This is a genomic window from Pseudarthrobacter albicanus (assembly GCF_018224015.1).
In the GTDB taxonomy this organism is placed as follows: domain Bacteria; phylum Actinomycetota; class Actinomycetes; order Actinomycetales; family Micrococcaceae; genus Arthrobacter; species Arthrobacter albicanus.
On sequence record NZ_JAGPOT010000095.1, the window covers coordinates 1 to 24,094 of the forward strand.

Annotated in this window: 25 protein-coding genes; 6 read left to right on the top strand and 19 right to left on the bottom strand. The window is 69.8% G+C overall.

Going from position 1 to position 24,094, the window contains the following annotated elements:
• From J9611_RS17585 to lysS, 4 genes are all read right to left on the bottom strand, one after another.
• The coding region (locus J9611_RS17585) for a Clp protease N-terminal domain-containing protein (RefSeq protein WP_281414591.1) at positions 1 to 249 on the bottom strand (249 nt) is incomplete at its 3' end.
• A 269-nt stretch (positions 250 to 518) separates the two neighbouring features.
• The gene (locus tag J9611_RS17590; RefSeq protein WP_211882065.1) at positions 519 to 845 is read right to left on the bottom strand and encodes a histone-like nucleoid-structuring protein Lsr2; all 327 of its coding nucleotides are present in this window, start codon (positions 843 to 845) and stop codon (positions 519 to 521) included.
• 135 nt (positions 846 to 980) lie between these two features.
• On the bottom strand, positions 981 to 1,172 hold the full coding sequence (locus tag J9611_RS17595) for a hypothetical protein (protein ID WP_211882067.1): 192 nt from the start codon (positions 1,170 to 1,172) through the stop codon (positions 981 to 983).
• 2 nt (positions 1,173 to 1,174) lie between these two features.
• The gene (lysS, locus tag J9611_RS17600; RefSeq protein ID WP_211882069.1) at positions 1,175 to 2,707 is read right to left on the bottom strand and encodes a lysine--tRNA ligase; all 1,533 of its coding nucleotides are present in this window, start codon (positions 2,705 to 2,707) and stop codon (positions 1,175 to 1,177) included.
• A 76-nt stretch (positions 2,708 to 2,783) separates the two neighbouring features.
• Between lysS and J9611_RS17605 the strand changes: the two genes are divergently transcribed.
• Together J9611_RS17605 and J9611_RS17610 are read left to right on the top strand one after the other, a co-directional pair.
• Positions 2,784 to 3,755 (top strand): alpha/beta fold hydrolase, encoded by a 972-nt coding sequence (locus J9611_RS17605; RefSeq protein WP_211882071.1) that lies wholly within the window; start codon positions 2,784 to 2,786, stop codon positions 3,753 to 3,755.
• A gap of 9 nt (positions 3,756 to 3,764) precedes the next feature.
• Positions 3,765 to 4,598, top strand: coding sequence for an alpha/beta fold hydrolase (locus tag J9611_RS17610; RefSeq protein WP_211882073.1), 834 nt, complete (start codon positions 3,765 to 3,767; stop codon positions 4,596 to 4,598).
• A 113-nt stretch (positions 4,599 to 4,711) separates the two neighbouring features.
• On the opposite strand, the gene J9611_RS17615 is transcribed toward J9611_RS17610, so the two are convergent.
• From J9611_RS17615 to J9611_RS17685, 15 genes are all read right to left on the bottom strand, one after another.
• Positions 4,712 to 6,217, bottom strand: coding sequence for a DHA2 family efflux MFS transporter permease subunit (locus J9611_RS17615; RefSeq protein ID WP_211882075.1), 1,506 nt, complete (start codon positions 6,215 to 6,217; stop codon positions 4,712 to 4,714).
• A gap of 179 nt (positions 6,218 to 6,396) precedes the next feature.
• The gene (gene panC / locus J9611_RS17620) at positions 6,397 to 7,314 is read right to left on the bottom strand and encodes a pantoate--beta-alanine ligase (protein WP_211882078.1); all 918 of its coding nucleotides are present in this window, start codon (positions 7,312 to 7,314) and stop codon (positions 6,397 to 6,399) included.
• Between the two features lie 14 nt (positions 7,315 to 7,328).
• A complete protein-coding gene (locus J9611_RS17625) occupies positions 7,329 to 8,249 on the bottom strand; it encodes a Rossmann-like and DUF2520 domain-containing protein (RefSeq protein WP_211882079.1) in 921 nt (306 codons plus the stop codon).
• Positions 8,242 to 9,807 carry a PH domain-containing protein gene (locus tag J9611_RS17630; RefSeq protein WP_211882101.1) on the bottom strand — a complete coding sequence of 522 codons (1,566 nt, stop codon included), beginning with the start codon at positions 9,805 to 9,807 and terminating at the stop codon, positions 8,242 to 8,244. The genes J9611_RS17625 and J9611_RS17630 overlap by 8 nt, the downstream gene beginning before the upstream one ends.
• 22 nt (positions 9,808 to 9,829) lie before the next feature.
• Positions 9,830 to 10,342, bottom strand: a complete 513-nt coding sequence (locus J9611_RS17635) for a PH domain-containing protein (RefSeq protein ID WP_211882080.1) — start codon at positions 10,340 to 10,342, stop codon at positions 9,830 to 9,832.
• Positions 10,323 to 10,844, bottom strand: a complete 522-nt coding sequence (locus tag J9611_RS17640) for a DUF3180 domain-containing protein (RefSeq protein WP_211882081.1) — start codon at positions 10,842 to 10,844, stop codon at positions 10,323 to 10,325. Before J9611_RS17640 ends, J9611_RS17635 begins: the two co-directional genes overlap by 20 nt.
• Entirely contained in the window at positions 10,841 to 11,392 is a 552-nt protein-coding gene (folK, locus tag J9611_RS17645) for a 2-amino-4-hydroxy-6-hydroxymethyldihydropteridine diphosphokinase (RefSeq protein WP_211882082.1), read from the bottom strand. Before folK ends, J9611_RS17640 begins: the two co-directional genes overlap by 4 nt.
• Positions 11,389 to 11,757 (bottom strand): dihydroneopterin aldolase, encoded by a 369-nt coding sequence (folB, locus tag J9611_RS17650; protein WP_211882083.1) that lies wholly within the window; start codon positions 11,755 to 11,757, stop codon positions 11,389 to 11,391. Before folB ends, folK begins: the two co-directional genes overlap by 4 nt.
• Before the next feature lie 14 nt (positions 11,758 to 11,771).
• Complete coding sequence (folP, locus tag J9611_RS17655) at positions 11,772 to 12,713, bottom strand: dihydropteroate synthase (RefSeq protein ID WP_211882084.1); 942 nt, start codon at positions 12,711 to 12,713, stop codon at positions 11,772 to 11,774.
• 11 nt (positions 12,714 to 12,724) lie between these two features.
• Entirely contained in the window at positions 12,725 to 13,342 is a 618-nt protein-coding gene (gene folE / locus J9611_RS17660) for a GTP cyclohydrolase I FolE (protein WP_372447814.1), read from the bottom strand.
• A 69-nt stretch (positions 13,343 to 13,411) separates the two neighbouring features.
• Positions 13,412 to 15,478 (bottom strand): ATP-dependent zinc metalloprotease FtsH, encoded by a 2,067-nt coding sequence (ftsH, locus tag J9611_RS17665; RefSeq protein ID WP_211882086.1) that lies wholly within the window; start codon positions 15,476 to 15,478, stop codon positions 13,412 to 13,414.
• Between the two features lie 226 nt (positions 15,479 to 15,704).
• On the bottom strand, positions 15,705 to 16,256 hold the full coding sequence (gene hpt, locus J9611_RS17670; RefSeq protein WP_211882088.1) for a hypoxanthine phosphoribosyltransferase: 552 nt from the start codon (positions 16,254 to 16,256) through the stop codon (positions 15,705 to 15,707).
• Positions 16,257 to 16,285: 29 nt separating this feature from the next.
• The gene (gene tilS / locus J9611_RS17675; RefSeq protein ID WP_211882104.1) at positions 16,286 to 17,323 is read right to left on the bottom strand and encodes a tRNA lysidine(34) synthetase TilS; all 1,038 of its coding nucleotides are present in this window, start codon (positions 17,321 to 17,323) and stop codon (positions 16,286 to 16,288) included.
• A 146-nt stretch (positions 17,324 to 17,469) separates the two neighbouring features.
• The gene (locus J9611_RS17680; protein ID WP_211882090.1) at positions 17,470 to 18,588 is read right to left on the bottom strand and encodes an Rv3626c family coenzyme F420 biosynthesis-associated protein; all 1,119 of its coding nucleotides are present in this window, start codon (positions 18,586 to 18,588) and stop codon (positions 17,470 to 17,472) included.
• A gap of 98 nt (positions 18,589 to 18,686) precedes the next feature.
• Positions 18,687 to 20,234 carry a D-alanyl-D-alanine carboxypeptidase/D-alanyl-D-alanine-endopeptidase gene (locus J9611_RS17685; RefSeq protein WP_211882092.1) on the bottom strand — a complete coding sequence of 516 codons (1,548 nt, stop codon included), beginning with the start codon at positions 20,232 to 20,234 and terminating at the stop codon, positions 18,687 to 18,689.
• 140 nt (positions 20,235 to 20,374) lie between these two features.
• On the opposite strand from J9611_RS17685, the gene J9611_RS17690 reads away from it, so the two are divergent.
• From J9611_RS17690 to J9611_RS17705, 4 genes are all read left to right on the top strand, one after another.
• On the top strand, positions 20,375 to 20,863 hold the full coding sequence (locus J9611_RS17690) for an inorganic diphosphatase (protein WP_211882094.1): 489 nt from the start codon (positions 20,375 to 20,377) through the stop codon (positions 20,861 to 20,863).
• 123 nt (positions 20,864 to 20,986) lie between these two features.
• Positions 20,987 to 22,312: a carboxylesterase family protein gene (locus J9611_RS17695; RefSeq protein WP_211882095.1), complete on the top strand. Its 1,326-nt coding sequence runs from the start codon at positions 20,987 to 20,989 to the stop codon at positions 22,310 to 22,312.
• 63 nt (positions 22,313 to 22,375) lie between these two features.
• Positions 22,376 to 23,131 carry a DUF429 domain-containing protein gene (locus J9611_RS17700; RefSeq protein WP_211882097.1) on the top strand — a complete coding sequence of 252 codons (756 nt, stop codon included), beginning with the start codon at positions 22,376 to 22,378 and terminating at the stop codon, positions 23,129 to 23,131.
• Positions 23,132 to 23,380: 249 nt separating this feature from the next.
• Positions 23,381 to 23,980, top strand: coding sequence for a MarR family transcriptional regulator (locus tag J9611_RS17705; protein WP_211882099.1), 600 nt, complete (start codon positions 23,381 to 23,383; stop codon positions 23,978 to 23,980).
• The last annotated feature ends 114 nt before the right edge of the window (positions 23,981 to 24,094 follow it).

The window sequence follows — 24,094 nt, forward strand, 5'->3', positions numbered from 1 at the left end:
ACGCGGCGTGAAGGGGATGTGCCCGGACGGGGCCTGCTGGCCCTGGCCGATAATCTCCTGCACCTGCTCGCGGACGCCGTCGAGCGAAATGCTCAAGGACTCAAGGGCTTTGGCGGCAACACCTTCACCCTCATGGATCAGACCCAAGAGGATGTGTTCGGTACCAATGTAATTGTGGTTCAGCATGCGCGCCTCTTCTTGGGCAAGCACAACTACGCGACGGGCACGGTCCGTAAATCGCTCAAACATTTCGCCACACTCCTAGCTACGACGTACTTTGATGCTACGTGGCCCGGTTCCAGATTTGGGGTTTGTTCGCCACAGGGGAAACCGGGGCGCATCCGCGCCGACGCACAGCGCCTCGGAAGCCGGCCCCGGCGGGGCCGGCCGGGCCTTAACCGGGGGCGTGCGGAGGGCGCCCGCTTTGCCGCGCATACGGCAAGTGCCCCCGCCGGGATGGCGGGGGCACTGCCGGCAGGGCTGGCGGGGCACCGCCGTCGGCAGGGCGCCGGTCCGGTTTAGGAATTGGCCTTGTGGTAGGCCTCCTGGATCTCAGCCTGGATCCGGCCGCGGCTGTTGACCGCGTAGCCGTTGTCACGGGCCCACTGACGGATCTGCGCGGAGTCCTGGTTACGTCCGCTCGAGATTTTGGTCCGCGTGGGGCGGCCCCCCGATGTCTTGCGTGCGTGGGCGACAAACCGCTCGACTGCAGAGCGGAGTTCTGACGCATTGCCGGATGACAGGTCGATTTCATAACCGACGCCGTCAAGGCCAAACCGGACGGTTTCGTCCGCGGATCCCCCATCCAGATCATCCACGAGGATGATTTTTACTTTCTGTGCCATAAAGGCCCTCTTTCCAATAGGACGGGTATCTAAAAAAGCAGGATGTATCTGTAAAAAGTATCCTCTGCTTTACGGCACCGCGTCAAAGTGGAAAAATCCGGCCAAAGGAAAACCAAAGGCCGGATTAGTTCGCCGCTATTTGCTATTCCCGGCGGAATGCCCGTCCGCCGGGCCGGCATCCTGCCCCTGCGCACGCTTTGCGGCTTCCGCCTGCGCGCGGGCTTCGGCCTGGCGCTCCGATTTGTCCGCATTGAAAATCGATTTCATCGCGAACCAGAATATAAGGCCGACGACGACGGACGGCAGCAATACGGCGATGTAGTCCACGATCAGTGTCCTTCGGGCTTCAGCAGGGGGAAAAGGATGGTCTCGCGGATTCCGGCGCCGGTAAAGAGCATTACCAGCCGGTCGATGCCAAGGCCGATCCCGCCCATTGGCGGGGCACCGTATTCCAGTGCACGGAGAAAGTCCTCATCCAACTGCATGGCTTCGACATCGCCTGCGGCGGAGCGGCGGGACTGCTCGGTGAGGCGTTCACGCTGGATGACCGGGTCGATCAGTTCGGAGAAGGCCGTTCCCCGCTCCATGCCGCCGATGATCAGGTCCCAGGCTTCGATCAGCCGGTCGTCCTCGCGGTGCTGGCGGGCCAGCGGCTGGGCGGACGGGGGGTAGTCGTAGACGAAGGTGGGGTTCAGCAGCGTCGGCTCGACGAGTTCGCCGAAGAGTTCGACCACGAGCTTCTCGGCTTCCCAGCCGGCGTCGACCTTGACCTCGTGCTTGGCGGCCAGCTCCAGCAGCTCAGCGGCCGGAGTGTCGGGGGTGACTTCCCGGCCCACGAAGTCGGAAAGTCCCGGGTACACGGCCAGCCAGGCCCAGTCGCCGTCGAGGTTGATCTCCCCGGCCTCGGTCTGCAGGACCCGGCCCACGCCGGCGGCGTCCGCGGCGTCAAGGATGATCTCCTTGATCCGGTCGGCCATGACGAACTGGTCGGCCCAGGCCTCGTAGCTTTCCAGGGTGGTGAATTCGGGGCTGTGGGTCGAGTCGACGCCCTCGTTGCGGAACACCCGGCCCATGTCGTAGACGCGGTCGATCCCGCCGACGACGGTGCGCTTGAGGTACAGCTCGGTGGCGATGCGCAGCGTCATCTTCTGGTCGAAGGCGTTCATGTGCGTCTCGAAGGGGCGGGCCGTGGCGCCGCCGTGGACCAACTGCAGCATCGGCGTTTCCACCTCGACGTAGCCCTGGCGGTGCAGGGTCTCGCGGATGGAACGGGTGACCGCGGCCCGGGTGTAGACCATTTCGCGGGCCTCGTCACGGACCATGAGGTCCGCGTAGCGCTGGCGGACCCGGGTTTCCTCGTTGAGTTCGGCGTGCAGCGTCGGCAGCGGGCGCAGCGCCTTCGATGCCATCGACCAGGATTCGGCCATGACGGACAGCTCGCCGCGCCGCGAGGAGATGACTTCACCCTTGACGAAGACGTGGTCGCCCAGGTCAACGAGGGCCTTCCAGTCCGCGAGGGCTTCCTCGCCGATGTTGGCCAGGCTCAGCATGGCCTGCAGGCGGACGGCCTTGCCGTCGACGCCGCCCTCCTGGAGGGTGACGAAGCAGAGCTTGCCGGTGTTCCGGATGAACACGATGCGCCCGGTCACGCCGACCACGTCGCCGGTGGTCTCGTCGGCCTGGAGGTGGGCGTACTTTTCGCGGATCTCGCCCAGCGAATGGGTGCGCCCGACCCCCACCGGATACGCCTCGATGCCGCGCTCGATCAGCCTGGCGCGCTTCTCCATCCGGATGCGCATCTGTTCGCTGGCGTCGGCCGGCTCGGCGGCGGTGTTCGGGGCGGGGGTGTTTTGGGAAGTCACAATCCCCAAGTTTACCGGGAGTTCTGCCCGCACAGGTTCCCGGTGCCGGGCAGGGATACGGGAATAGACTCAGGCTGTGGAGACGTGGACGGTGGCGACGGACGACGGCGAGGGGCACCTTGAGGTGCACACGTTTCATCCGGCGCCCGCTCCGGCAGCCCCGGCGGCGGCCGGAGGCCGGGCGCCGGCAGTGCCCGGAGCGCCGGCAGCCCCGGCGGGGGCCGCCGTCGTCGTGGTGCACGGGACGCTGGTCACCGATGCGCTCTACCGGCCCTTCGCCGGGAAACTCGTCCGGCTGCTGGGGCGGCCGGTGCACTGCTACAACCGGCGCGGCAGGGCCGGGTCCTCGCCGCAGCCGAACGGGTACTGCGCCGCGACGGAAACCGCGGACCTGGCCGCCGTGCTGCGCGAGACGGGGTCCACCGACGTTGTGGCGCACAGCTTCGGCGGTTTCGTGGCCTTGGAGACGGCGCGGAGCCTTCCGATCCGCCGGATGGTGACGTATGACGCGGCGGTCTCCCTGTCCGGAAACCTCAACCGGCGCTGGCGCCCGGAGCTGGAACGTTCGGTGGCCGGCGGCGAGCTGGACCATGCCTGGGCCCACCTGGTCCAGGGCCTGGAAACGGCGGGCCCGGTGTCCAGGCTGCCCCTGGGCGCGCTGCGGATGCTCAGCATCCTCTCGGCCCGGACCAGCCTGGGCGCCGAGATGCGCAGACTGCTGCCCACCGCCGTCGCGGAGATGCGCGCCGTGCTGGGCGCTGACGCGGAGCTGGCGGACTTCGCCGCCATCACCACCCCCACGCTGATGCTCAGCGGCGGCTGGAGCCCCGCGTACTTTGCCGAGACCGGGCGGCAGCTCGCCGCCGCGGTCCCGGCCATCGAGTTCGCCGTGGTTCCCGGGCAGCTGCATGAAGGCCCCCTCCGGCCTGGGAACCGGCTCGCCGTGACCACGGCGAAGTTCCTGCTCGGCGGGTCCGGCAGCGTCCGCCCGCTCCCGGGCGGTCCCGGGCGGGGAGGCCGGCTGCGCGGTGGCGGGTGCCTCGGCTAGGCTCTGACCATGACCCGCGAGAACATCAGAACCCCCGACGGCGGAACCATTGAGCTTTTCAGCACGGGTGCCGAGCTCGCCTCGGCGGGCTCCGGCGTCGTCGTCGTGCCGGCGTCCATGGTGACGGCCGCCGATTACACCCGCTTCGCGCAGAAGCTCAGCGCCTCGCTCGGCCGGCCGGTGCACACCTTCAACCGGCGCGGACGCGGCTCCTCGTCGCCGCAGCCGGAGGACTACACCCTGGAGGCGGACATCCACGACCTCGATGCGGTGATGAAACAGACCTCGAGCACGGACGTCTTCGGACACAGCTTCGGCGGTGCGGTGGCCCTGCACGCGGCCCGCACGCTGCCGGTGGAACGGCTGGCCGTGTACGACCCCGCCGTCTCCGTGAACCACAGCGTCACGGCGGACTGGACCACCGAATATGAGCGGGCGACGGCGGCCGGCGACGACGACCGCGCCCTCGCCGTGCTGGTCAGGGGCCTCGAAACCGGCAGCGCCCTGTCCCGGATGCCGCTGTCGATGCTGACCCTGGCCAACAAGCTGACGTCCGGCACCCCGATCGGCAAGCAGCTGCGCGAGCTGATGCAGACCGGGGTCCGCGAAATCAAGGCCATCATCGCCGCCGACATGCCGGCCGAGCCGTTCCTTGAACTGCCCCTGGAGACCCTCATCATCGTGGGCGAGAAGAGCCCCGCGTACTTCGGCGTGGCCTGCGCCCAGATCCACGAGGTGCTCTCCGGCTCGAGCTACACGATCCTGCCGGGTATGGGGCACGACGGCGTCAACAAGGCCCCGGACCGGCTGATCTCCGAGCTGAGCGCCTTCTTCGCCGGCTGAAGCAGCGCGGGCACGACCACCCCAGCGGCCACCCAGGCCCGAACGGACACTTGGCGCCCCGAATCCGCGGTTTTCGGGGCCCCAAGTGTACGTTCGCGCCTAATCGGGCAGGGCTAGTGGGCGGCCGCGGCGGGCTGTTCTGCACCGGCGGTCTTGCGCATCAGGGCGGACAGCACGACGGCGGCGAGGGCTATGACCGCGGCGGTCAGGAACGCCGCGTGCATGCCGGCGACAATGCCGGCCCCGGCCGCGACCACGGCGTAGATCGAGACCAGCAGTGCCGTCCCGGCGGCGCCGGCGACCTGCTGCAGCGTGCTCATGATGGCCGAACCGTGGGAGTAGAGGTGCGGCGGCAGCGGGTTCAGGCCGGTCGTGAAGGCGGGGGTGAACAGCAGCGCCAGGCCCAGGCTCAGCGCCACGTGAAGGGCAATGATCCAGCCGACCGGCGTGCCGGCGTCCAGCAGGGAGAACTGCCACAGGGACGCCACCATCAGGACCGAGCCGGTGACGGTCAGGGGCAGGGGGCCGACCTTGTCGAAAAGCCGCCCGATGAACGGCCCCAGCAGGCCCATCGCGAGCCCCCCGGGCAGCAGCGCAAGGCCTGTCTCCAGCGACTTGAGCCCGCGGATTTCCTGCAGGTAAAGGGGCAGCAGGATCACCGCGCCGAACAGGGCGACCATGGCCACCACCAGCAGCAGGACAGAGACCGTAAACATCCGGAACCTGAAGGCACGCAGGTCCAGCAGCGGAGCGTCGGACTTCTGCAGCCGGAGCTGGCGGAGCACGAACGCCAGCAGGGCGACCACGCCCACGGCCAGCGCAGCAACGGCGGGGGCGCCGGGTCCGCCACGGCCGCCACCGATCTGGCTCAGGCCGTAGACGAGGCCGCCGAACGCGGGAACAGTCAGTACGACGGAGAGGGCATCAAGGCGGGTCTTCCCGGTTTCGCCGATGTTGGTCAGATACCGGAAGCCGATGGCAAACGCGGCGAGGGCGATCGGCAGGACGAAGACGAACATGAACCGCCAGGAAAAGTGTTCGAGGATCAGGCCGGAGACCGTGGGGCCCATGGCCGGCGCCACCGAGATGGCGATGCTCACGTTGCCCATCACGGCTCCGCGGCGTTCCACCGGCACCAGGGTGAGGATGGTGGTCATCAGGAGCGGAAGCATGATGGCCGTGCCGCCGGCCTGGACGATGCGGGCCAGCAGGAGGACTTCGAATCCCGGCGCGACGGAGGCCAGGAGCGTGCCGCCGGAGAACAGACCCATGGCCAGCATGAACACTGCCCGGGTGGACAACCGCTGCAGGATGAACCCCGTGGTCGGGATCACGACGGCCATGGTCAGCATGAAGCCCGTGGACAGCCACTGCACGGTGGGCGCGTCGATCCCGAGATCCACCATCAGCCGCTGCAGGGCGACGTTCATGATGGTTTCGTTCAGGATCACCACGAAGGTGGACACCAGCAACGTGACGATGATGGTGACGGATTCGCGGGACATCTTTATTGGCGCCACAGTTGACGCCACAGTCGGCGCAGCGGCGGGCGCGGGGATGGCGGGGGCAGCGCCCGGTGCGGGGTCGCGGGCAGCGTTGGAATTGACGTCTGTTGACATGGGCATTCCCTCAGGGAGTTGGGTGTGGGTCCGGCGAGCGTCGGCGCTGCTGCAGATTCCAACAGTCTAAGCCCCGGCCGCATTCCCGTCGCCGGAAATGCGCCGCAGGGTCATTACGGGGTCAGATACGGCCCATGGAGGGCCGCCGCATGGGCGCGGAGTGACCCCGCGTTGTTGTGTCAGGAGTTCAGCGGCGCGTTGTCGATCAGGCGGACCGGGCCGACCTTGGCCGCGATGAGGGCCAGGCCCTCGCCGCGGAACGGGGTGTCCCGGCAGTTCTCCGCGAGCGGCTCGAGGGTGCGCGGATCCACGACCTCGAAATAGTCCAGCCCCACGAGCGGCTGCGACCCGACCAGCGCCTGCGCTGAGTCCAGGTCCAGCGGCTCGTGGGCGTTGGCCCGCTCCTCGATCAGCCGCAGGGCCCGGGACAACACGAGGGCCGCCTCGCGCTCCCCGTCCGAGAGGAAACGGTTGCGGCTGGACAGCGCGAGACCGTCCGCGGAGCGCACGGTCGGCACGGCCACGATCTCCACCGGGAAGTTCAGGTCCTCCACCATCCGCCGGACCAGGGCCAGCTGCTGTGCATCCTTCTGGCCGAAATAGGCCCGGTACGCCGGCAGGCCCGCGCCGGTGGCGTCGCCACCGGGAAGCCCCGCCCCCGGCGTGCCGTAGTGCAGCAGCTTCGCGACGACGGTCAGGGCGCCGTCGAAGTGTCCGGGGCGGGAGGCGCCCTCCCACTTCTCCCCCATCGGCCCCGCGGTGATCCGCACCAGGGGTTCCCCGCCGGGGTACACCTCGTCCACGGACGGCGCGAAGGCCAGGTCCACGCCCTCGGCGTCGAGGAGGGCCAGGTCCGCCTCCAGGGTGCGGGGGTAGCGGTCCAGGTCGGCGGCGTCGCCGAACTGCAGCGGGTTGACGAAGATGCTGGCCACCACGACGTCGTTCTGGGCGACGGCGGTGCGCGCCAGTTGGGCATGCCCCTCGTGCAGGGCGCCCATGGTGGGGACCAGGCCCTGGGACGCGCCGCGCCTGCGCGTGAGCAGGCGTGCGCTTTCGGCCCGCAGCGCGGCCGCCGTCGTCACGAGTTGGATTGCCATGTCATGGACCTTCCTTAGGATTGCCGGCCGTCGTGGCCCGGTTCACGGTCCTGGCCGTCGAGTGCCTGCCTGACGCCGTCGAGTCTTTCCGGCCCCAGCAGGCCCCGGCGTCCTGCCCGGCGGGCCGTCGCCCGGGCCATGGCCAGGTAGGCCTCCAGAATATCCCCGCCGGACCCGCCGTCGTGCTCGCGGAGGGCTTCCGCGTGCGCTGCCACGGTGCCCGCGTCCCCGCGTGCCACCGGTCCGGTCAGGGCCGATTCCCCCGAGGCGAGCGCGTTTTCGAGGGTGGCGCGCAGCAGCGGTCCCAGCATGCGTTCGGGGGCGTCGACGCCGACCTCCCGCAGCAGCTGCGAGGCCTGCGCCACGAGGGTGACCAGGTGGTTGGAGCCGTGCGCGAGGGCCGCGTGGTAGAGCACGCGGTCGCCCTCGGCGATGGCCACGGGCTCGGCGCCCATCTCCACCACGAGCGCCTGCGCGATCGGCAGCATCGCGGGGTCAGCCGTGACGCCGAAGGTGCAGTCCAGCAGCCGGGTGAGGTCCAGGCTCATACCGGTGAACGTCATCGCCGGGTGCAGCGCCAGCGGCACTGCCCCGGCGGCGCGGACCGGGTGCAGGATCCCGACGCCGAACCGGCCGGAGGTGTGTGCCACGAGCTGGCCCGGCTGCCACGCCCCGAGCTTGGCGAGGCCCTCCACGAGGGGGCCCAGGGCATCATCCGGAATCGCGAGCAGCACCAGTTCGGCCCGCTCCACAATCTCCCGCACCTCCAGGACGGGCACGCCGGGCAACAGGGTATCGGCCCGTTCCCGGCTGGCGTCCGAGACCGCCGACACGCCGATGACGGCGTGCTCGGCGCCCCGCAGCGCCGCGCCCAGGACGGCGCCGACCTTGCCGGCGCCGATGATTCCGATGCCGAGGCGTCCGGGCTTAGCCATGGTGCGGGCCTTTCTGGTTGCTTTGGCCTTTGGCGGCGGGTTGGACCCGGTGATCGGGCTCTGACCGGTGATCGGGCTCTGACCGGTGATCGAGCTTGTCGAGATCCGGGGTTTCGACAGGCTCAACCACCGGCGGCAGCGCCAGCCAGTGTTCACTTCGCTGCAGTTTCCGGGCCGCGCTGGCGCGGGCGGACTGGGCCTCGAACAGGGCCCGGCCTTCCTCGAGGCCGGCCTGGACGAGTCTCGGGGACACCGGACCGGCCGTGGTGTGCAGGACAAGGTCAACCACCCTGAAGCGCCGGGCCAGCGGGCCCTGTTCCAGCGCGATTGACTGCGTCCGCTGATGCGGCACCATCACCAGGTGCCGCCACCAGCGGCCCGAGCGGATCAGCAGGGCCGTGTCGGTGGCGACGAAGCCGTTGCGCCGCCACCCCAGCGGCGCGAGCAGGCGGGCGCGGCGCGGGGTGGTGACGAAGCCGCCGTCGGCGTCCCGGTCCGGGGTGCCTGCCGGGTCCGCCAGCCCGCGCAGGCCCGCGGTGACGACGCGGACAGGGTCGGGGGTCCCGGGGTCGGGCAGGACCAGGGAGAGCATGGCCAGCACGTCGGCGAAGGTTCCGACGGGGAGGAGCGTGGTGCGGGCCGAGCCCTCACCGTTGGTGCCGGCAGCGCCGTAGCCGGCCACGTTGGCCTGCATCCGGTACCAGCCGAAGATCCGCCACAGCGGCGGCTGGCTGACCCGCAGCGCCTGGATCCTGCCCGGCGGCAGGGTCTGCGCCTGGGTGTCCAGCAGCCCGTAGCGCAGCCTGATGCCGTCCGGGGAAACGGCGGCGGTGAAGTTGTAGCCCTTGTTGAACATGGACCAGTAGGCGGTCACCAGGCCAAGCGCGGCCGGGATCAGGTAGAGGTAGAAGGCGCGGTTCTCGGTGACGGCGGACAGCGCCACCGACGCCACGCCGCCGAGCACCACGCCCACGCTCTGCTCGCTCAGGAGCAGCGACCCGGCCAGGCGCGACGGCGGCACGGTCAGCACGGCGTGTTCGGGGGCCTCGACGGCCTCGGGACTTTCGGGGCTGTCCGCCACCCCGGCCGCGCGGGCCAGGATCGTGGCACGCAGCTGCCGGGCGTCGGCCATCCGCAGGTAGGCGAGCCGCACCGCGGACTCCCCGGCGTCGGCCACCTCGAATTTGAGCTCGGCCAGGCCGAAGATCCGGGCCAGCAGCGGCTGCACGATGTCGATCGCCTGGACCCGGTCCAGCCGGGCCTGGCGCTGCTGCCTGAAGAGGAAGCCGGTGTTGACCCGGACGTAGCCCGCGGCCACCTGGTAGCGGGTGAAATACCATGTCAGGATGTAGCCGGCCACGGTGAGCAGGAGCAGCGTTCCGCCGCCGAGCAGGAGCCACGGGGCACGGCCGGCGAATTGCTCGTCGATGAGGGGACCGCCCTGCAGGAGCCGCTCGAAGGTGTCGCGGCCGAAGAAGAATCCGATCGCTGCCAGCGCCACCCAGCCGCGGACGAACGGGGAGGCCGGATGCACGCGCAGCCACGCGCCGTCGGGCATCCCCTCCGTCACGGCAGACCCGTCACAGCCCGGCCAGCCGGGCTTCACCGCGGGCGGACAGCTGCTCACGGAGCCGCGCCCCTTCCCCGGCGGGCAGCCCCGGGATTTCCGCGCTGGTCCCGGCGGAGGCGGTGTGCAGCTTCAGCGTGCACAGGCCCAGGGCGCGTTCCACCGGTCCGGCGCCGATGTCCACGTACTGCATGCGGCCGTAGGGGACCACGAGGGTGCGCTGGAAGAAGATGCCGCGGCGGATGAGGAGGTCGTCCTCGCGCTCCGCGTAGCCGATGGAACCCACCTGGCGCGGGATGAGCGCGAGCCGGCCGAGGGCCAGGAGCAGCATCACGGCGGGCACGGCGGCCGCCAGCCAGAGCGGGGGCCACGTCCACGCGCCGGACAGGACCAGCACGAGCGGCACGGCCAGCACGGCCAGCACGATGAGGTTGGCGAGGGCCCAGCCGGCGAGGCGCACGGTGACGTACTTCGGGGAAACCCGCAGCCAGGCAATGCCGGGCGGGTCAATGGCCTCGGTAGGCATATTCACCTTCAGCCTGGGGCTTGCGCTTTTCCTGGGGTCCGGGAGCCGTATCGGCGTCGCTGTCTTCCGGGGGAATCCGGCAGAACCGTTCCACCGCCAGGCCCACCACGACCATGGCCAGGCCGCCTCCGGCCATGGCCAGGGCCTGCCAGCTGATGCCCTGGTCGCTGCGGAGGTTCCAGAGCCGCAGCTGGTCAATGAAGATCCCCGCGTGCCAGCCCAGCAGCACGGTGCCGGTGTACGCGCAGGCCTGGGCGAGGACGAGGGTCCAGGCGGCCAGGATCGGGTTGAGCATTGTCTTCTTCTTGCCGTTCCGCCAGCGGAGCACCCGGATGCCCAGCACCAGGGTGAGGACCACGATCACGCCCATCGTGACGAGGCCCGTCAGCGGCAGCACCGGGGTGTTGAGGCTGTAGCGGGTGGTCAGCACGGCCGCGAGCCAGCCCAGCATTCCCACAGCCGCGCCGATCGCGAGCAGCAGGAGGGGGTTCGTCAGCTTCATGGCTCCACCGCTCCGGCTGCGCCGCTGCGGTCTTCAAAGCGGTTGTCTTCAAAGCCGTCGAACGGTGCGAGGCCGGCGAAGTCCGCGGCCCTGGCCGCGAGATCGCCGACTTTTTCCCCGTTCAGCTCGGCAGAGGGGTCGATCAGCGACCACGGATACAGCACGAAGGCCCGCTCGGCGGCACGGGGATGCGGCAGCGTGAGCGCGGGGTCCGAACTCACGGCGTCCCCGTAGGTGATGATGTCCACGTCGAGGGTCCGCGGACCCCACCGGACCCCGCGGACCCGGAGGTGCTGGCCCTCCACCGCCTGGCAGTGCCGCAGCAGTTCCGGCGCGGTGAGGCTGGTTTCCACCGCGATGACCATGTTGAGGAAGTCCGGCTGGTCCGCCGGCCCCCCGACCGCCTTCGTCTGCACGATCGGCGAGATGGCCAGGAGCCGGACCTCGGGGGGGTCGACAAGATCGGCGACGGCGACGGTGAGGGTGTCGTTCCGCTCCCCCAGGTTGCTGCCGAGGGCAATCACGGCGCGCGTGAAGGAGGGACTCATGGCCGTGCCTGGGCAACCCGGTGCACGCTGACGGAGACGTCGCCGAATTCGACCGCGATGGGGGCCTGGGGCTTGTGCACGGTGATGTCCACGGCGGAGACCGGGAATTTAGCCAGCACGTCCTCGGCAATCCGCACGGCCAGGGCCTCGATCAGGTTCAGCGGCTCCCCCGTGATCCAGCCCCGGATGCATTCGGCCACTTCACCGTAGTGCGCCGTGTGCAGGACATCGTCGGAGACGGCGGCCGCGCCGAAGTCGAGGTGCAGCACCGCGTCAACAACGAACGGCTGCCCGTTGCGGCGTTCGAAGTCGAAGACCCCGTGATGGCCGACGGCGGTGACACCGCTCAGCGTGATCTGGTCCATGGTGGCAGCCCGGGTCAGCTGGGGCCGGACGCGGCCGGTTTAGTTGCCGTGGGCGGCGCTATGCGTGCGGCGACCTTGACCGCGTCAAGGCTGGGGCCGACGTCGTGCACGCGCACCGCCCAGGCGCCGCGGACGGCGCTGATGGCGGTGATGGCGGCGGTGGCGGCATCACGTTCGGCCGGCGCCGCGGCCTTGCCGGCCACCGTCAGCAGGGTGCCCAGGAACCGCTTGCGCGAGCCGGCCACCAGGACCCTGTGGCCCAGCGCCTGCAGGACGTCCAGATGCGCCAGGAGTTCCCAGTTCTGCGCGTCGTTCTTGGCGAAGCCGAGTCCCGGGTCCACGATGATCCGCTCCGGGGCGACGCCGGCGGCGTAGAGCTTGTCGCGGACTCCGGCGAGTTCCGCTGCGACGTCTTCGGCCACGTTCCGGTAGTCGGTCAGGGAGTCCATCGTGCCCGCGTTGCCGCGGCGGTGGGTGAGGACGTAGGGCGCCTTGGTCCGGGCGGCGAGTTCGGCCATCTCCGGCTCCATCGTCAGCCCGGAGACGTCGTTGATGATCGCGGCCCCGGCGTCGAGCGCCGCTGCGGCCGTGGCGGCGTGGGTCGTGTCGATGCTGACCAGCGCCCCGGCCTTGACCAGCGCCACGATGACCGGAAGGACGCGCCGCTTTTCCTCGTCGACGCTGACCTCGACCGCGCCGGGGCGGGTGGATTCCCCGCCGACGTCGATGATGTCGGCCCCCGCGTAGAACATCCGCAGCCCGGCGGCGATGGCGGCCTCCGCCGTCGCGTGCTGCCCGCCGTCGCTGAAGGAGTCCGGGGTGACGTTAACGATGCCCATCACGAGCGTCCGGTCCGTGGGCAGGTCCTTGAAGTGCGCCGCGGGACGGGGCTTGCGCAGGATGGGAAGCGGGGTGGTTGCCGGCCCGGTTCCCGGGGCTGCAGCGAGGGAGTCCATAGTCTGTTGTATTACCTTCCGATGATGAGGCTCATGGCTTCGGCACGGGTGGCCGGGTCATGGAGCTGCCCGCGTACCGCACTGGTGACGGTCTTGGCGCCGGGTTTGCGGATGCCGCGCATGGACATGCAGAGGTGTTCGCATTCGATCACGACGATCGCGCCGCGCGGCTTGAGGTGGGTGACGAGGGCTTCGACGATCTGGGTGGTCAGCCGTTCCTGGACCTGCGGGCGCTTCGCGAACATGTCCACGAGCCGGGCCAGCTTGCTCAGGCCGGTGACCTTGCCGTCGTGCGAGGGGATGTAGCCCACGTGCGCCACCCCGTGGAACGGCACCAGGTGGTGTTCGCAGGTGGAGTAGAAGGGAATGTCCTTGACCAGCACCAGTTCCTCGTGGTCGAGGTCGAAGGTGGTGGCCAGGATTTCCGCCGGATCATGGTGCAGGCCCGCGAACATCTCGGTGTAGGCCTTGGCGACCCGCTTGGGGGTGTCCACGAGGCCCGCACGGTCCGGGTCCTCGCCGATGGCCAGCAGGATTTCCCGCACCGCGGCCTGGATCCGCGGGCGGTCCACGGCCGGAACATGTGCATGGGCGGACGCGTGCCCGCTCCCGTGCCCGCTCCCCGGCACAGGAGCGCCGGGAGCGGCGGAGGCGGGAACGTCGTCGTCGTCGTCAAAGATGAAAGTCACAGATGAAGCTTAGCCGGGATGGCCGTCGGGCCCCAGATCCGTACCGCCGCTCCGGAAGGAGTCCTGGCTGCCGACGCCCTGGGGGTGCGGGGGCTCGGCGTCGAGGGGCTCCTCGAGCCGGGCCTGCGTGGCTTCCTCCTGGGCCTCGCGTTCGGCCTTCTCCATGCGGGACTCCACCGGGCCTGCGGACTGGATCGGGCGGGTCTCCTTGGAGAGCCACACATCGCGGAAATCGCGTTTGCGGATGTTGACGAAGACCTGCGCGATTTCGGCCTGGTTCAGGGTTTCGCGTTCCAGCAGTTCGAGGGCCAACTCGTCCAGGACGTCGCGGTTTTCGGTGAGGATGGCGTAGGCCTCGTCGTGCGCGCCGTCGATCAGGCGGCGCACCTCCTCATCGACGATGTAGGCGATCTGGTCGGAGTAGTTGCGCTCGTGCCCGGCGTCGCGTCCCAGGAAGGGCTCGCCGCCGCCCTGGCCCAGGCGTACGGCGCCGACTCGCTCACTCATGCCGAACTCGGTGACCATCTTCCGGGCGATGCCGGTGGCCTTCTCGATATCGTTGGACGCACCGGTGGACGGGTCGTGGAAGACGAGTTCTTCCGCGACGCGGCCGCCCATGGCGTAGGCCATCTGGTCGAGCAGTTCGTTGCGGGTCACCGAGTACTTGTCGTTTTCCGGAACCACCATCGTGTAGCCCAGGGCCCGGCCGCGGGGCAGGATGGTGATCTTGGTGACCGGCGCCGAGTTCCGCAGGGCTGCCGCCACCAGGGCGTGGCCGCCCTCGTGGTAGGCGGTGACCTTGCGCTCGTGTTCCTTCATGACGCGGCTGCGCTTCTGCGGACCGGCCATGACCCTGTCGATGGCCTCGTCGAGGGCGCGGTCGTCGATCAGGTTCGCGTTGGAGCGGGCGGTCAGCAGGGCGGCCTCGTTGAGCACGTTGGCCAGATCCGCGCCGGTGTAGCCGGGGGTCTTCTTCGCGACGGCCCGCAGGTCGACGCCGGGAGCCATCGGCTTGCCCTTCGCATGGACCTTCAGGATCTGGTCGCGGCCGATCAGGTCGGGGGCCTCGACGCCAATCTGGCGGTCGAAGCGGCCCGGACGCAGCAGGGCCGGGTCGAGCACGTCGGGGCGGTTGGTGGCGGCGATCAGGATGACGTTGGTCTTGACGTCGAAGCCGTCCATCTCAACCAGCAGCTGGTTGAGGGTCTGCTCGCGCTCGTCGTTGCCGCCGCCGATGCCGGCGCCGCGGTGACGGCCGACGGCGTCGATCTCATCCACGAAGATGATGGCGGGCGCGTTGGACTTCGCCTGCTCGAACAGGTCGCGGACACGGGAGGCGCCCACGCCGACGAACATTTCCACGAAGTCGGAACCGGAGATCGAGAAGAACGGCACTCCGGCCTCGCCGGCAACCGCGCGGGCCAGGAGGGTCTTGCCGGTGCCCGGAGGCCCGTAGAGCAGCACACCCTTCGGGATCTTGGCGCCGACGGCCTGGAACTTGGCCGGCTCCGCGAGGAACTCCTTGATCTCTTCGAGTTCCTCGACGGCCTCGTCGGCGCCGGCGACGTCGCTGAAGGTGACCTGCGGCATGTCCTTGTTGACCAGCTTGGCCTTGGACTTGCCGAACTGCATGACCTTGGAGCCGCCGCCCTGCATGCGGGAGAGCAGGAACCAGAACAGGACCCCCAGCAGCAGCACGGGGATCAGGAGGGAGAACAGCCCGGAGAACCAGTTGTTTTCCAGCGGCTGGTCGGTGAAGCCGCTCGGCGGCTTGGAGTCCGTGACGGCCTTGACGACATCCTGGGCGCGGGCATTGACGTAGTAGAACTGGATGTTCTTGCCCTTGTCCTGGCCGTCGACCGTCAGGTTGTCCTTCAGGACGAGGTCCACGCGGTTCTCGGCGTCGAAGATCTTGGCCTGTTCGACCTTGCCGCCTGCGGTCAGCAGCGCGAGGCCCTTGTCGGTGTCGATCCGGCTCGCACCCGCCGGTGCCAAAGTGGCAAAGGCCAACAGGAGCATAGCGACGACGACGACAATCCAGATGCCCGGGCCCTTGAAGAAACTCTTAGCTTTCATCTGTTCGGGGCTGGCCCCGTCCCTCCTGGTAGTGCTGCACGGCGACCGATCTGCGCGCGTGAGGTGCTGCGTCAGTTTCTAGCTATACACCGTCGGAGTGACTCACGCACGGTGAACTCCAAAAGTTCCCTCTGGGCGTAGCCGGGCGGGCCGTGGGCCACACTTCCGCGTCGAGGCGCCGGGGTGCACCGCAGGGCCCGGGGCGCACCGCCGGGCGGGGGCGGGGCTATTCGTAGACGTGCGGGGCGAGGGTGCCCACGAAGTCCAGGTTGCGGTACTTCTCGGCGTAGTCCAGGCCGTAGCCCACGACGAACTCGTTGGGGATGTCGTAGCCGACGTACTTGACGTCGATCTTGACCTTGGTGGCCGTGGGCTTGCGGAAGGCGGTGCAGATCTCGACCGAAGCCGTGCCGCGTGATTCCAGGTTGGTCTTGAGCCAGGACAGCGTCAGCCCGGAGTCGATGATGTCCTCGACGATCAGGACGTCCTTGCCCATCAGGTCCGTGTCGAGGTCCTTGAGGATGCGGACCACGCCGGAGGACTGCGTGCCGGAGCCGTAGGAGGAGACGGCCATCCAGTCCATCGAGACGTGGCTGTGCAGTGCCCGCGCCAGGTCTGCCATGACCATCACGGCCCCCTTGAGCACGCCGACGATCAGCAGATCGCGGCCTTCGTAGTCCTTGTCGATCTGGGCAGCGAGCTCGGTGATCCGGGACTGGATCTGCTCCCTGGAGTACAGAACGTGTTTGAGGTCTGCCTGGACGTCGTTTGAATCCACCAATAGCTCCTGTGTAGATGCGGGGTCGACTATATTCGGGGCGGTTTGTGAGGCCGGAATACAAGCTTCCCACAGCGGGCGCCCTCGCGGGGAACGCCGGCGGCGGCGGGCGGCCCCTGGGCAAGGAGCTGCGCCAGTGAGAGCCGGTAGACGCTGACCCCGCCGGGGAGCTCCACCGGCCCGGCCGATCCCTGCCGGCGCAGCAGCGCTTCGGCGGCGAGCAGGCGCTGGTAGCCCGGCTGTTGACCGCCGACGGCGGCGGCGGCCTTGGCGATGACCCGGAACCTCACGGCCGGTGCCAGTTCCCGCAGGGCGGCCTCCGGGAGGCTGATGTCAGCCCCGGAGTCCTCCCGCAGCCGGGCGAAGGTGTCGTTCGCCACGTCCTCGAGGAAATCGGCGTCCAGCGCCAGGATGGCGGCGGTCCTGGCCAGCGATTCGGCCACGCCGGGCCCGAGCTTCTCCTCCAGCAGCGGCAGTACTTCGACCCGGGTCCGGGACCGAGCAAAGGCCGGATCGGCGTTGCTGGGATCGTGCCAGGGGTCCAGGCCCTCCGCCGCGCAGATCGCCAGGGTCTCGGCCCGCCGCAGGCCCAGGAAGGGCCGGAGCAGGCGCCCGCGGACCGGCCGCATCCCCGCGAGGGAGCGCGTGCCCGAGCCGCGCGCCAGTCCCAGCAGGACCTGTTCGGCCTGGTCGTCCAGGGTGTGCCCGAGCAGGATCACCCCGGCGCCGGTCTCGGCTGCCGCGGCTTCGAGCGCCGCATGGCGGGCTTCCCGGGCGGCCGCTTCCGGCCCCATGCCGGCGGATGCGACCTGCACGGCGCGCACCATTACGGGCGAGAGCCCCAGTTCCCTGAGCACGCCTGAGGTGGCGGCGGCCACCTCGGCCGAGCCGGGCTGCAGCTGGTGGTCCACGACGACGGCGCCCACCGCCACCGGGTGCCCGTCCACGTGGCCGCGGCGGGCAAAGTAGGCGGCGACGGCGGCGAGGGCCAGCGAGTCCGGCCCCCCGCTGCAGGCGACGAGCACGTTCTCCGGGTAGCCGGCCCCGGCCAGGGCGTCCTGCAGCATCTTCCGCGCGGTGCCGACGACGGGCGCGAGCCGGCCGGGCCGGCGTCGTCCGCTGGAAACGGCGGGGGGAGCGGCAGTTTCTTCGGCGGGGAGAGCGACGGGAGCGGCGTGAGCGGCGGCGGGGGGCTTGCTGGCGGGCACGGGGACTAGAGCCCCATCCGTTCGAGCCAGAGCTTCGAGTCGTGGATCTCGGTTTCGGTGGGCAGCTGGCCGGCCGATTCCCAGACCCTGTTGAAGCCGTCCATCCCCGCCACGGCGACGACTTCGCGGACGAACTTGGCGCCGTCGCTGTACTGCCGCATCTTGGCATCGAGGCCCAGGAGGCTGCGGATGAACTTCTCGATCACGCCGCGGTCCTTGCCCCGTGCGTTGAAGCGCTGCCGGATGGTCTTCACCGAGGGTACGATGCTGGCGTCGACGGCGTCCATCACCACGTTGGCGTGGCCTTCGAGCAGGCTCATGAGGGCCGTGAGGCGGGAGAGCGCGGCCTTTTCCTCCGGGTTCTGCAGCAGGTCAAGGATGGCGCCGCGGCCCGGGGCCGCGCCGGGCGCGGACCGGTCCCTGAGCGATCTGGCGGCGGCCGCGGCCCGTTCCAGCAGGGAATCGACGTTGCCCAGCAGCTGGCCGCTGAGGTTTTCGATCTCGGCCAGCATGTGGTGCCGCAGCCAGGGGGCCGCGGCGAACTGCACGCGGTGCGTCTGTTCATGCAGGCAGACCCAGAGCCGGAAATCGGCGGGTTCAACGTTGAGGTCGCGCTCCACGGTGATGATGTTCGGAGCCACCAGCAGCAGGCGGCCGGCGGCGGGGGCCGTGGAGTTCCCGGCGAGCGCCGAGAAGGGATCGTACTGGCCCAGGACCTTGCTGGAGAGGAACGCCAGGATCGCGCCCAGCTGGCCGCCGGTGATGGCACCGCCGACGTTGGCCGCGCCGGGGCTGAGGGTGCCGCGGCGGCCCTCGAGCATCTTTTCCATGGCGGGCTGGAGCATGACGGCAAAGCTCTGCGTGTTCGCCTTCGCCCAGGAGGCCCGGTCCACCACCAGGACGGAGGAATCACGCAGGTCCCGGGCAGCCTCAAGGCCGGTGATGTGGTGGACGTGGGGCACCGAAATGTCCGCCATGAGACGCAGGTTGTTCACCGCTGCGCCGATTTCGGCGGAACCCAGGGTCGGCCCGGCAGGCGCCAGGCGGGCCGCGGTGGAAGCGGCGATCTCCCAGTTGACCAGGGCGGGGGCTTGGGCTGATGTCTGGCTTGCAGAGGACTCCATAGCACCCATCAGATCACAGCCGCCTGACATCCGGCCTTAAGTTCGCTGACCGGCGAACGGGCACACCGGCCCTTCCCGGGCGGCGGCGCCCGCCGGTGTCAGCGGCAGCCGCAGCCGCAGCCGGCCAGGGCCGACGCGGTCCGGTCCAGGGCGGTCCTGTTGTCGGCGCCCGGGGTCAGGCCGTTGCCGATGAAGGAGAACACCAGCAGCCGGCCGTCGGCGTCCACCACGTAGCCGCTGAGGGCGGTCACGGTGTTCAGGGTGCCCGTCTTGGCGCGGACCAGGCCGGCGCCGCGTGCCGTGGACGCGTCGGTGTAGCGGGCCCCCAGCGTCCCGGTGAGGGCGGCCACCGGGAACCCGGCCAGGGCGGCGCGCAGCCGCGGGTCGGCGCCGGAGGTGATCGCCCGGACCACTTCGGAGAGCTGGCGGGCGGAGACCTGGTTGCCCAGGGCCAGGCCGGAGACGTCTGCGGCGTGGAGCGTGTCCATGGGGATCCCCAGTTCGGCCAGCTGCGCCAGCACAGCGTCGATGGCGCCGGCGTTGCTCCCGGGCCGGCCGCCGGCGAGGGCTGACATCCGGCCTATCACCTCGGTGAGGAAGTTGTCCGAGGTCCGCAGCAGCAGGTCCACCTGCTCGCCGACCGTCGCGGACTGGACCTCCGCCAGGACTCGGGCGCCCCCGCGGGCCTGTCCTCCTGCCGGGGGGCCTCCTGCCGGGGGGTCCCCGGCCGGCGGTGCCGGTGCCGGCGCCGCTACCCGTTCGACGCCGGGAGCCACCGTCAGTCCTGCCGCCGCGGCGGCCGCCGTGAGCCGGGCGGAGAACGTCTCGGCCGCGCTCATGGCAGCGTCCTGGGGGCGGGGGCCGGTGGCCTGGGCCGGATCGAAGCGTGCCGAGTTCAGGGCCAGCGGGAACAGCGGGGCCGTCTCCCCTGCCGCCACGTCCTCGGGGCTCCAGCCCGGGTTCAGGGACGGGCCGGTAAAGAGGGAGTCGTCCAGCCGCACCGAGACGGTGCCGGCGGCGCCGTCGTTCTGGAGGGCGCGGACGGTCTCCTGCGCCAGGGTGGTGAGCCCGGCGTGGCCGAGGACCGCGTCCGGGGCCGATTCGCCGGCGCCCAGGAGCACGTCTCCCCCGCCGGTGAGGACCACGGTGCCCGGCGCGGCCCCGGCCACGACCCTGGTGCTGAAGCGCCGGTCCGGGCCCAGGATGCGCAGCGCCGCGGCGGCCGTCAGGAGCTTCATATTCGACGCCGGAACGCGCGCCTCATTACCCGAACGGTCAAAGAGCAGCCGGCCCGTGGCGGCGTCCTGGACCACGCCGCTGAAGGTTCCGGCGCCGTCGGTCTTGAGCGCGTCGTCGAGCCGGGCGGCGAGGGGGCCGGGACCAGGGAGGGGTGCCGAAGCGCTAAGCGGCGTGATCGCCCCGGAGCCGGCGCCGGCCGGGCTGAGGCTGGTGGGGGCCTGCTGCCAGGGAGCCGGCGTCGTCGGGGCGTTCGCGGTGCCGTCCGGACCATGGAAAGCGGGGGCGATTTCCATGCCGGCGGGGACGCCGAGCGCCACCACGAGGAGGCTCAGGAGCAGCATGGGCAGGAGCCTGCGCAACGGGCCGGGCGCCCGGTGGGCGCCCACGCGGCTGGTTCTGCGTTTCATGCTGCTGTCGGTCCTTAGTCCTGAAATGTCCCCACTAGTTCCTGAAACCTGGGCCTCTCGCTATATCCTCAATAGTAGTCGGCGGCACCGGCAGTCTTCCTGGTGTGCCGCAACCCCCTGAAATCGTCAAGGAGCATTCCATGAAGCATGACGTGACCATCGAGATCCCCAAGGGATCACGCGTCAAGTACGAAGTCGACCACGAGACCGGCCGCATCCGTCTGGACCGCGTCCTGTTCACCTCGATGCAGTACCCCACGCACTACGGTTACTTCGAGAACACCCTGGGTGAGGACGGCGACCCGCTGGATGCGCTGGTGCTCCTGCAGGACTTCGATCTGCACCCCGGCGTGATCGTTGAATCCCGTCCCATCGGCGTGTTCAACATGACCGACGACGGCGGCGGGGACGCCAAGATCCTGTGCGTCCCGGCCGACGCCCGCTTCGATCACATCAAGGAGATCAGCGACGTCAGCGAATTCCTGATCAAGGAAATCGAGCACTTCTTCACGCGCTACAAGGACCTGGAGCCGGGCAAATGGGTCAAGGCCGAGGGCTGGGGCGACCGCGCCGCCGCCGAAGCCGAGCTCGAGGCGTCCATCAAGCGCTTCGTACCGGCAGCGCACTGATCCCACCGCCTCGCCACAGCGCGAACGGACACTTCACGCCCCGAATCCGCGGATTTTGGGGCCTCAAGTGTCCGTTCGGGCGTTTCCAACGGGTGTGTCAGGAATGTGTGAAATCGTTGGCTCATGAACGCCGACCCTGCCTTTAACCCGCCCTGCGGTCCGGTCACGGGATGGCGGGACGGTGACGTGGTGCGCGCCACCGGGATCCCCTATGCCACTGCCGGACGTTTCCAGGCTCCGGTGAGTCCGCCCGATTGGACCGGGGTGTTCACCGCCACCTCACTTTCCCCGGCTTGCCCGCAGGGCCCGGTACCGTTCCTGGACGACATCCTCGGCACCCGGTACGGCGAGCTTCCCGGCAGTGAGGACTGCCAGCGGCTCTCGATCACCCTGCCGGCGGACCTCGATAAGGATGAGCGGGTGCCGGTCATGGTGTGGCTGCACGGCGGATCCTACACCTCCGGCTCCGGGGACCTGGCCATCTTCGATCCCAAGGCCCTGGTTGCCGAGACCCGGGTCATCGTCGTTTCCGTCACGTACCGGCTGGGATTGTTCGGATACCTGGCAGCAGGCACGGGCCGGCCAGGCAACCTCGGCCTCCTGGACCAGCTGGAGGCGTTCCGCTGGGTGCAGCGCAATATCGGCGCGTTCGGCGGCGATCCGGGACGCGTCACGGCTTTCGGGCAGTCCGCAGGGGGCGACGCCGTAGCCCACCTCATGGCGACCCCGGACGCCCCATCACTCTTCCAGCGCGCTATCATTCAAAGTGCGCCCCTGGGCATTTCGCGGGGAAGGAAAAAGATGAACACCGCCATGGGCATCGCCGCGGAAGCCGTCACCGAAGACACGCCGGCCATGGACGTGGTGGCCGTTGAAGAGCGCGTTTCACAGGTGGCCCGGAAATACGGCCTGATGGCTGCCATGCCGTTCGGCACGCAGTACGGGCACTCGCCCCTGCCGCCGGAATCCGGCATTGAGGACGCGTGGAACACCGCTGCCCCGCAGATCGAGGTCCTGATCGGACACACGTCCGAGGAAGCCCGCCTGTTCCTGCCGGGCAGCCGGCCGCTGGGCCGCGTGGCCAGGATCCCGGTCCTGGGCGGCACCATCCTCAAGGTCATCAGCTGGGCCGTGACGGAAACGGTCTATGGCAGGTCGGCCAGGAAGTTTGCCCGGCGGCATGCGCGGGCAGGAGGCAAGGCTTACAGCTACGTGCTGTCGTGGCGGGCGCCGGGAAACAGCTACGGGGCCGCCCATACCGTTGATCTGCCGCTCCTGTTCGGAGACAAAAGGACCTGGGAAGGTGCCGGGCTCCTTGCGGGCGCCAGCTGGGACGACATCAACTCCCAGGGCCGTGCCCTCCGCGCGGTCTGGGCGCGCTTCGCCTCCGGCGACGGACTCGGTCGCCGTGGGCAGATCCCCGGCGCATTCCGGTACCGCTCGGTCTGAGCCCGTGATCCGGTCCATTGCTCCCATGCCCTTGGCCCTGATCCCCGCCCATGGCGGATTCCGGTGAGGACCCTCGGCATCGATCTTGCTGCCGCGACCCCCAAGACAGCAGTGGCGGTCCTGGCGTGGGCCGGCGGTTCGGGCCGTCTGGAACACCTGGCCCTGGACGTGGGAGACCAGGAAATTGTGGACCTGTTCGCCGGCAGCGAAATGACGGGGATCGACTGCCCCGTGGGCTGGCCGGACGCCTTCCTTCCCTTCCTGGCCGGGCACCTGAACTTCGACGCGCACCCCGTGCTGGACCATGACGGGATCGAAGGCCGCCGGCTGCTGGCCTACCGGGACACCGACAGGTTCGTCACCGGTCAAACCGGCCTGATCCCGCTCAGCGTCTCCGCGGACCGGCTGGCGCATCCGGCGATGCGGTGCGCCGTCATCCAGGCGAAGATCGCCCGGGAGCACGGGCCGCAGGCCAGGGACGGCAGCGGCCGGCTCGCCGAGGTGTACCCGGCGGCTTCGCTGAAATTGTGGGGCCTGCCGGCGCGCGGTTACAAAGGGCGGAGCGCGGCGGAAACGGAGCGGCTCGCAGTAGCCCTGGACGCGCTGTCCACGGCCGCACCCTGGCTGGACCTGGCCGGACATGATGACCGGCTGGCCGCCTCCGATGATATGTTCGACGCGCTCATCGCCTCCCTGACCGCGCGGGCAGTCGCCCTCGGCCTGACGCTGCGCCCCGATGCCGGACATGCCGGGGCTGCCCGGACCGAGGGCTGGATCCATCTGCCCCGGAGCGGGCTGTCCGGGCTCAACGGCATTTAGCCACGACGGCGCGGCTACTCAGGCCGCGCCGCTCTGCCGGCGCCCCGCCCGGAGGGGTGCCGGCGTGCATCTTCACATCATTCGTCACTGAAGTCCTCGCTTCCCCGGCGTTCCCGGCGGCGGCAGTTCCTGCATGGCAACACGTCTCCCGACGCGGCACAACCCCCGGGCACACGGGTCCCGAGCGCGGGACAGCGCACGGTCCCCACCCGGGTGCTGCCCCGCTGCCACCGGGTAGTGTGGATCCAGATGTTCACGCTGACGATCAACCAAACGGACAGCCGGCGCGACGGCGACTGCGTGCCGCAGCTCCTCAAGGACCTGCGGCATATTCCGGCGCGCCTCGACTTCGACCGGTCGGTGGAGGACGAGGTCCAGGGCATCGTGGACTGTCCGCTGCAGGCCGTCGAAGCGGTGATGATCGCCGTCCGCAGCGGCAGCTGGTACGTCGGCGTCGGCGTCGGCCCGGTCAATGAACCCTTGCCGAACCAGATCAAGGACGCCTCCGGCCACGGCCTCGTCTACGCCAGGCGCGCCGTGGACCGGCTGCGCCATGGCAAGGACCGTGTCCCGGTCGCGGTGGAGGGCCCGCTGGCGGACCTGGCCGCGGAAGCGGAAGCCGTCCTGCGCCTGCTCGGCCAGATCGTGCATGACCGGAGCACCGCGGAATGGCGCGTGCTGGATCTGCTGACCCCCGGTGTGCGCGGGCAGCAGAAAGCCGTCGCGGCGGAACTCGGCATCACGACCCAGGCGGTCAGCAAGGCTGTCGCACGGGCCCAGTGGAACGAGGAACACGCGGCGCGGCCCGCCGCGGCCCGGCTGTTGAGCCTTATCCTCGAGGTCCTCTAGGAGAGCGCTGAACAAGGGGCAATCCGGAGATGGGATACGGCTTCCGGGCCGCTCTTCGGAGCTTTGGGCGGCCCGCTGACGGCCTGGGAATGAGAGGCCGGGGCCCGGGAATTT

Excerpts from the sequence above, each read along its gene's own strand:
- folB (WP_211882083.1), bottom strand. The coding sequence starts at position 11,757 with ATGGACCAGATCACGCTGAGCGGTGTCACCGCCGTCGGCCATCACGGG.
- J9611_RS17695 (WP_211882095.1), top strand. The coding sequence starts at position 20,987 with ATGAACGCCGACCCTGCCTTTAACCCGCCCTGCGGTCCGGTCACGGGA.
- J9611_RS17635 (WP_211882080.1), bottom strand. The coding sequence starts at position 10,342 with ATGCCTACCGAGGCCATTGACCCGCCCGGCATTGCCTGGCTGCGGGTT.
- J9611_RS17590 (WP_211882065.1), bottom strand. The coding sequence starts at position 845 with ATGGCACAGAAAGTAAAAATCATCCTCGTGGATGATCTGGATGGGGGA.
- folK (WP_211882082.1), bottom strand. The coding sequence starts at position 11,392 with ATGAGTCCCTCCTTCACGCGCGCCGTGATTGCCCTCGGCAGCAACCTG.
- J9611_RS17640 (WP_211882081.1), bottom strand. The coding sequence starts at position 10,844 with ATGAAGCTGACGAACCCCCTCCTGCTGCTCGCGATCGGCGCGGCTGTG.
- J9611_RS17705 (WP_211882099.1), top strand. The coding sequence starts at position 23,381 with ATGTTCACGCTGACGATCAACCAAACGGACAGCCGGCGCGACGGCGAC.
- folP (WP_211882084.1), bottom strand. The coding sequence starts at position 12,713 with ATGGACTCCCTCGCTGCAGCCCCGGGAACCGGGCCGGCAACCACCCCG.
- J9611_RS17630 (WP_211882101.1), bottom strand. The coding sequence starts at position 9,807 with ATGCCCGACGGCGCGTGGCTGCGCGTGCATCCGGCCTCCCCGTTCGTC.
- J9611_RS17685 (WP_211882092.1), bottom strand. The coding sequence starts at position 20,234 with ATGAAACGCAGAACCAGCCGCGTGGGCGCCCACCGGGCGCCCGGCCCG.
- J9611_RS17615 (WP_211882075.1), bottom strand. The coding sequence starts at position 6,217 with ATGTCAACAGACGTCAATTCCAACGCTGCCCGCGACCCCGCACCGGGC.
- tilS (WP_211882104.1), bottom strand. The coding sequence starts at position 17,323 with ATGCTGCAGGACGCCCTGGCCGGGGCCGGCTACCCGGAGAACGTGCTC.
- panC (WP_211882078.1), bottom strand. The coding sequence starts at position 7,314 with ATGGCAATCCAACTCGTGACGACGGCGGCCGCGCTGCGGGCCGAAAGC.
- J9611_RS17610 (WP_211882073.1), top strand. The coding sequence starts at position 3,765 with ATGACCCGCGAGAACATCAGAACCCCCGACGGCGGAACCATTGAGCTT.
- J9611_RS17680 (WP_211882090.1), bottom strand. The coding sequence starts at position 18,588 with ATGGAGTCCTCTGCAAGCCAGACATCAGCCCAAGCCCCCGCCCTGGTC.
- J9611_RS17625 (WP_211882079.1), bottom strand. The coding sequence starts at position 8,249 with ATGGCTAAGCCCGGACGCCTCGGCATCGGAATCATCGGCGCCGGCAAG.
- ftsH (WP_211882086.1), bottom strand. The coding sequence starts at position 15,478 with ATGAAAGCTAAGAGTTTCTTCAAGGGCCCGGGCATCTGGATTGTCGTC.
- J9611_RS17690 (WP_211882094.1), top strand. The coding sequence starts at position 20,375 with ATGAAGCATGACGTGACCATCGAGATCCCCAAGGGATCACGCGTCAAG.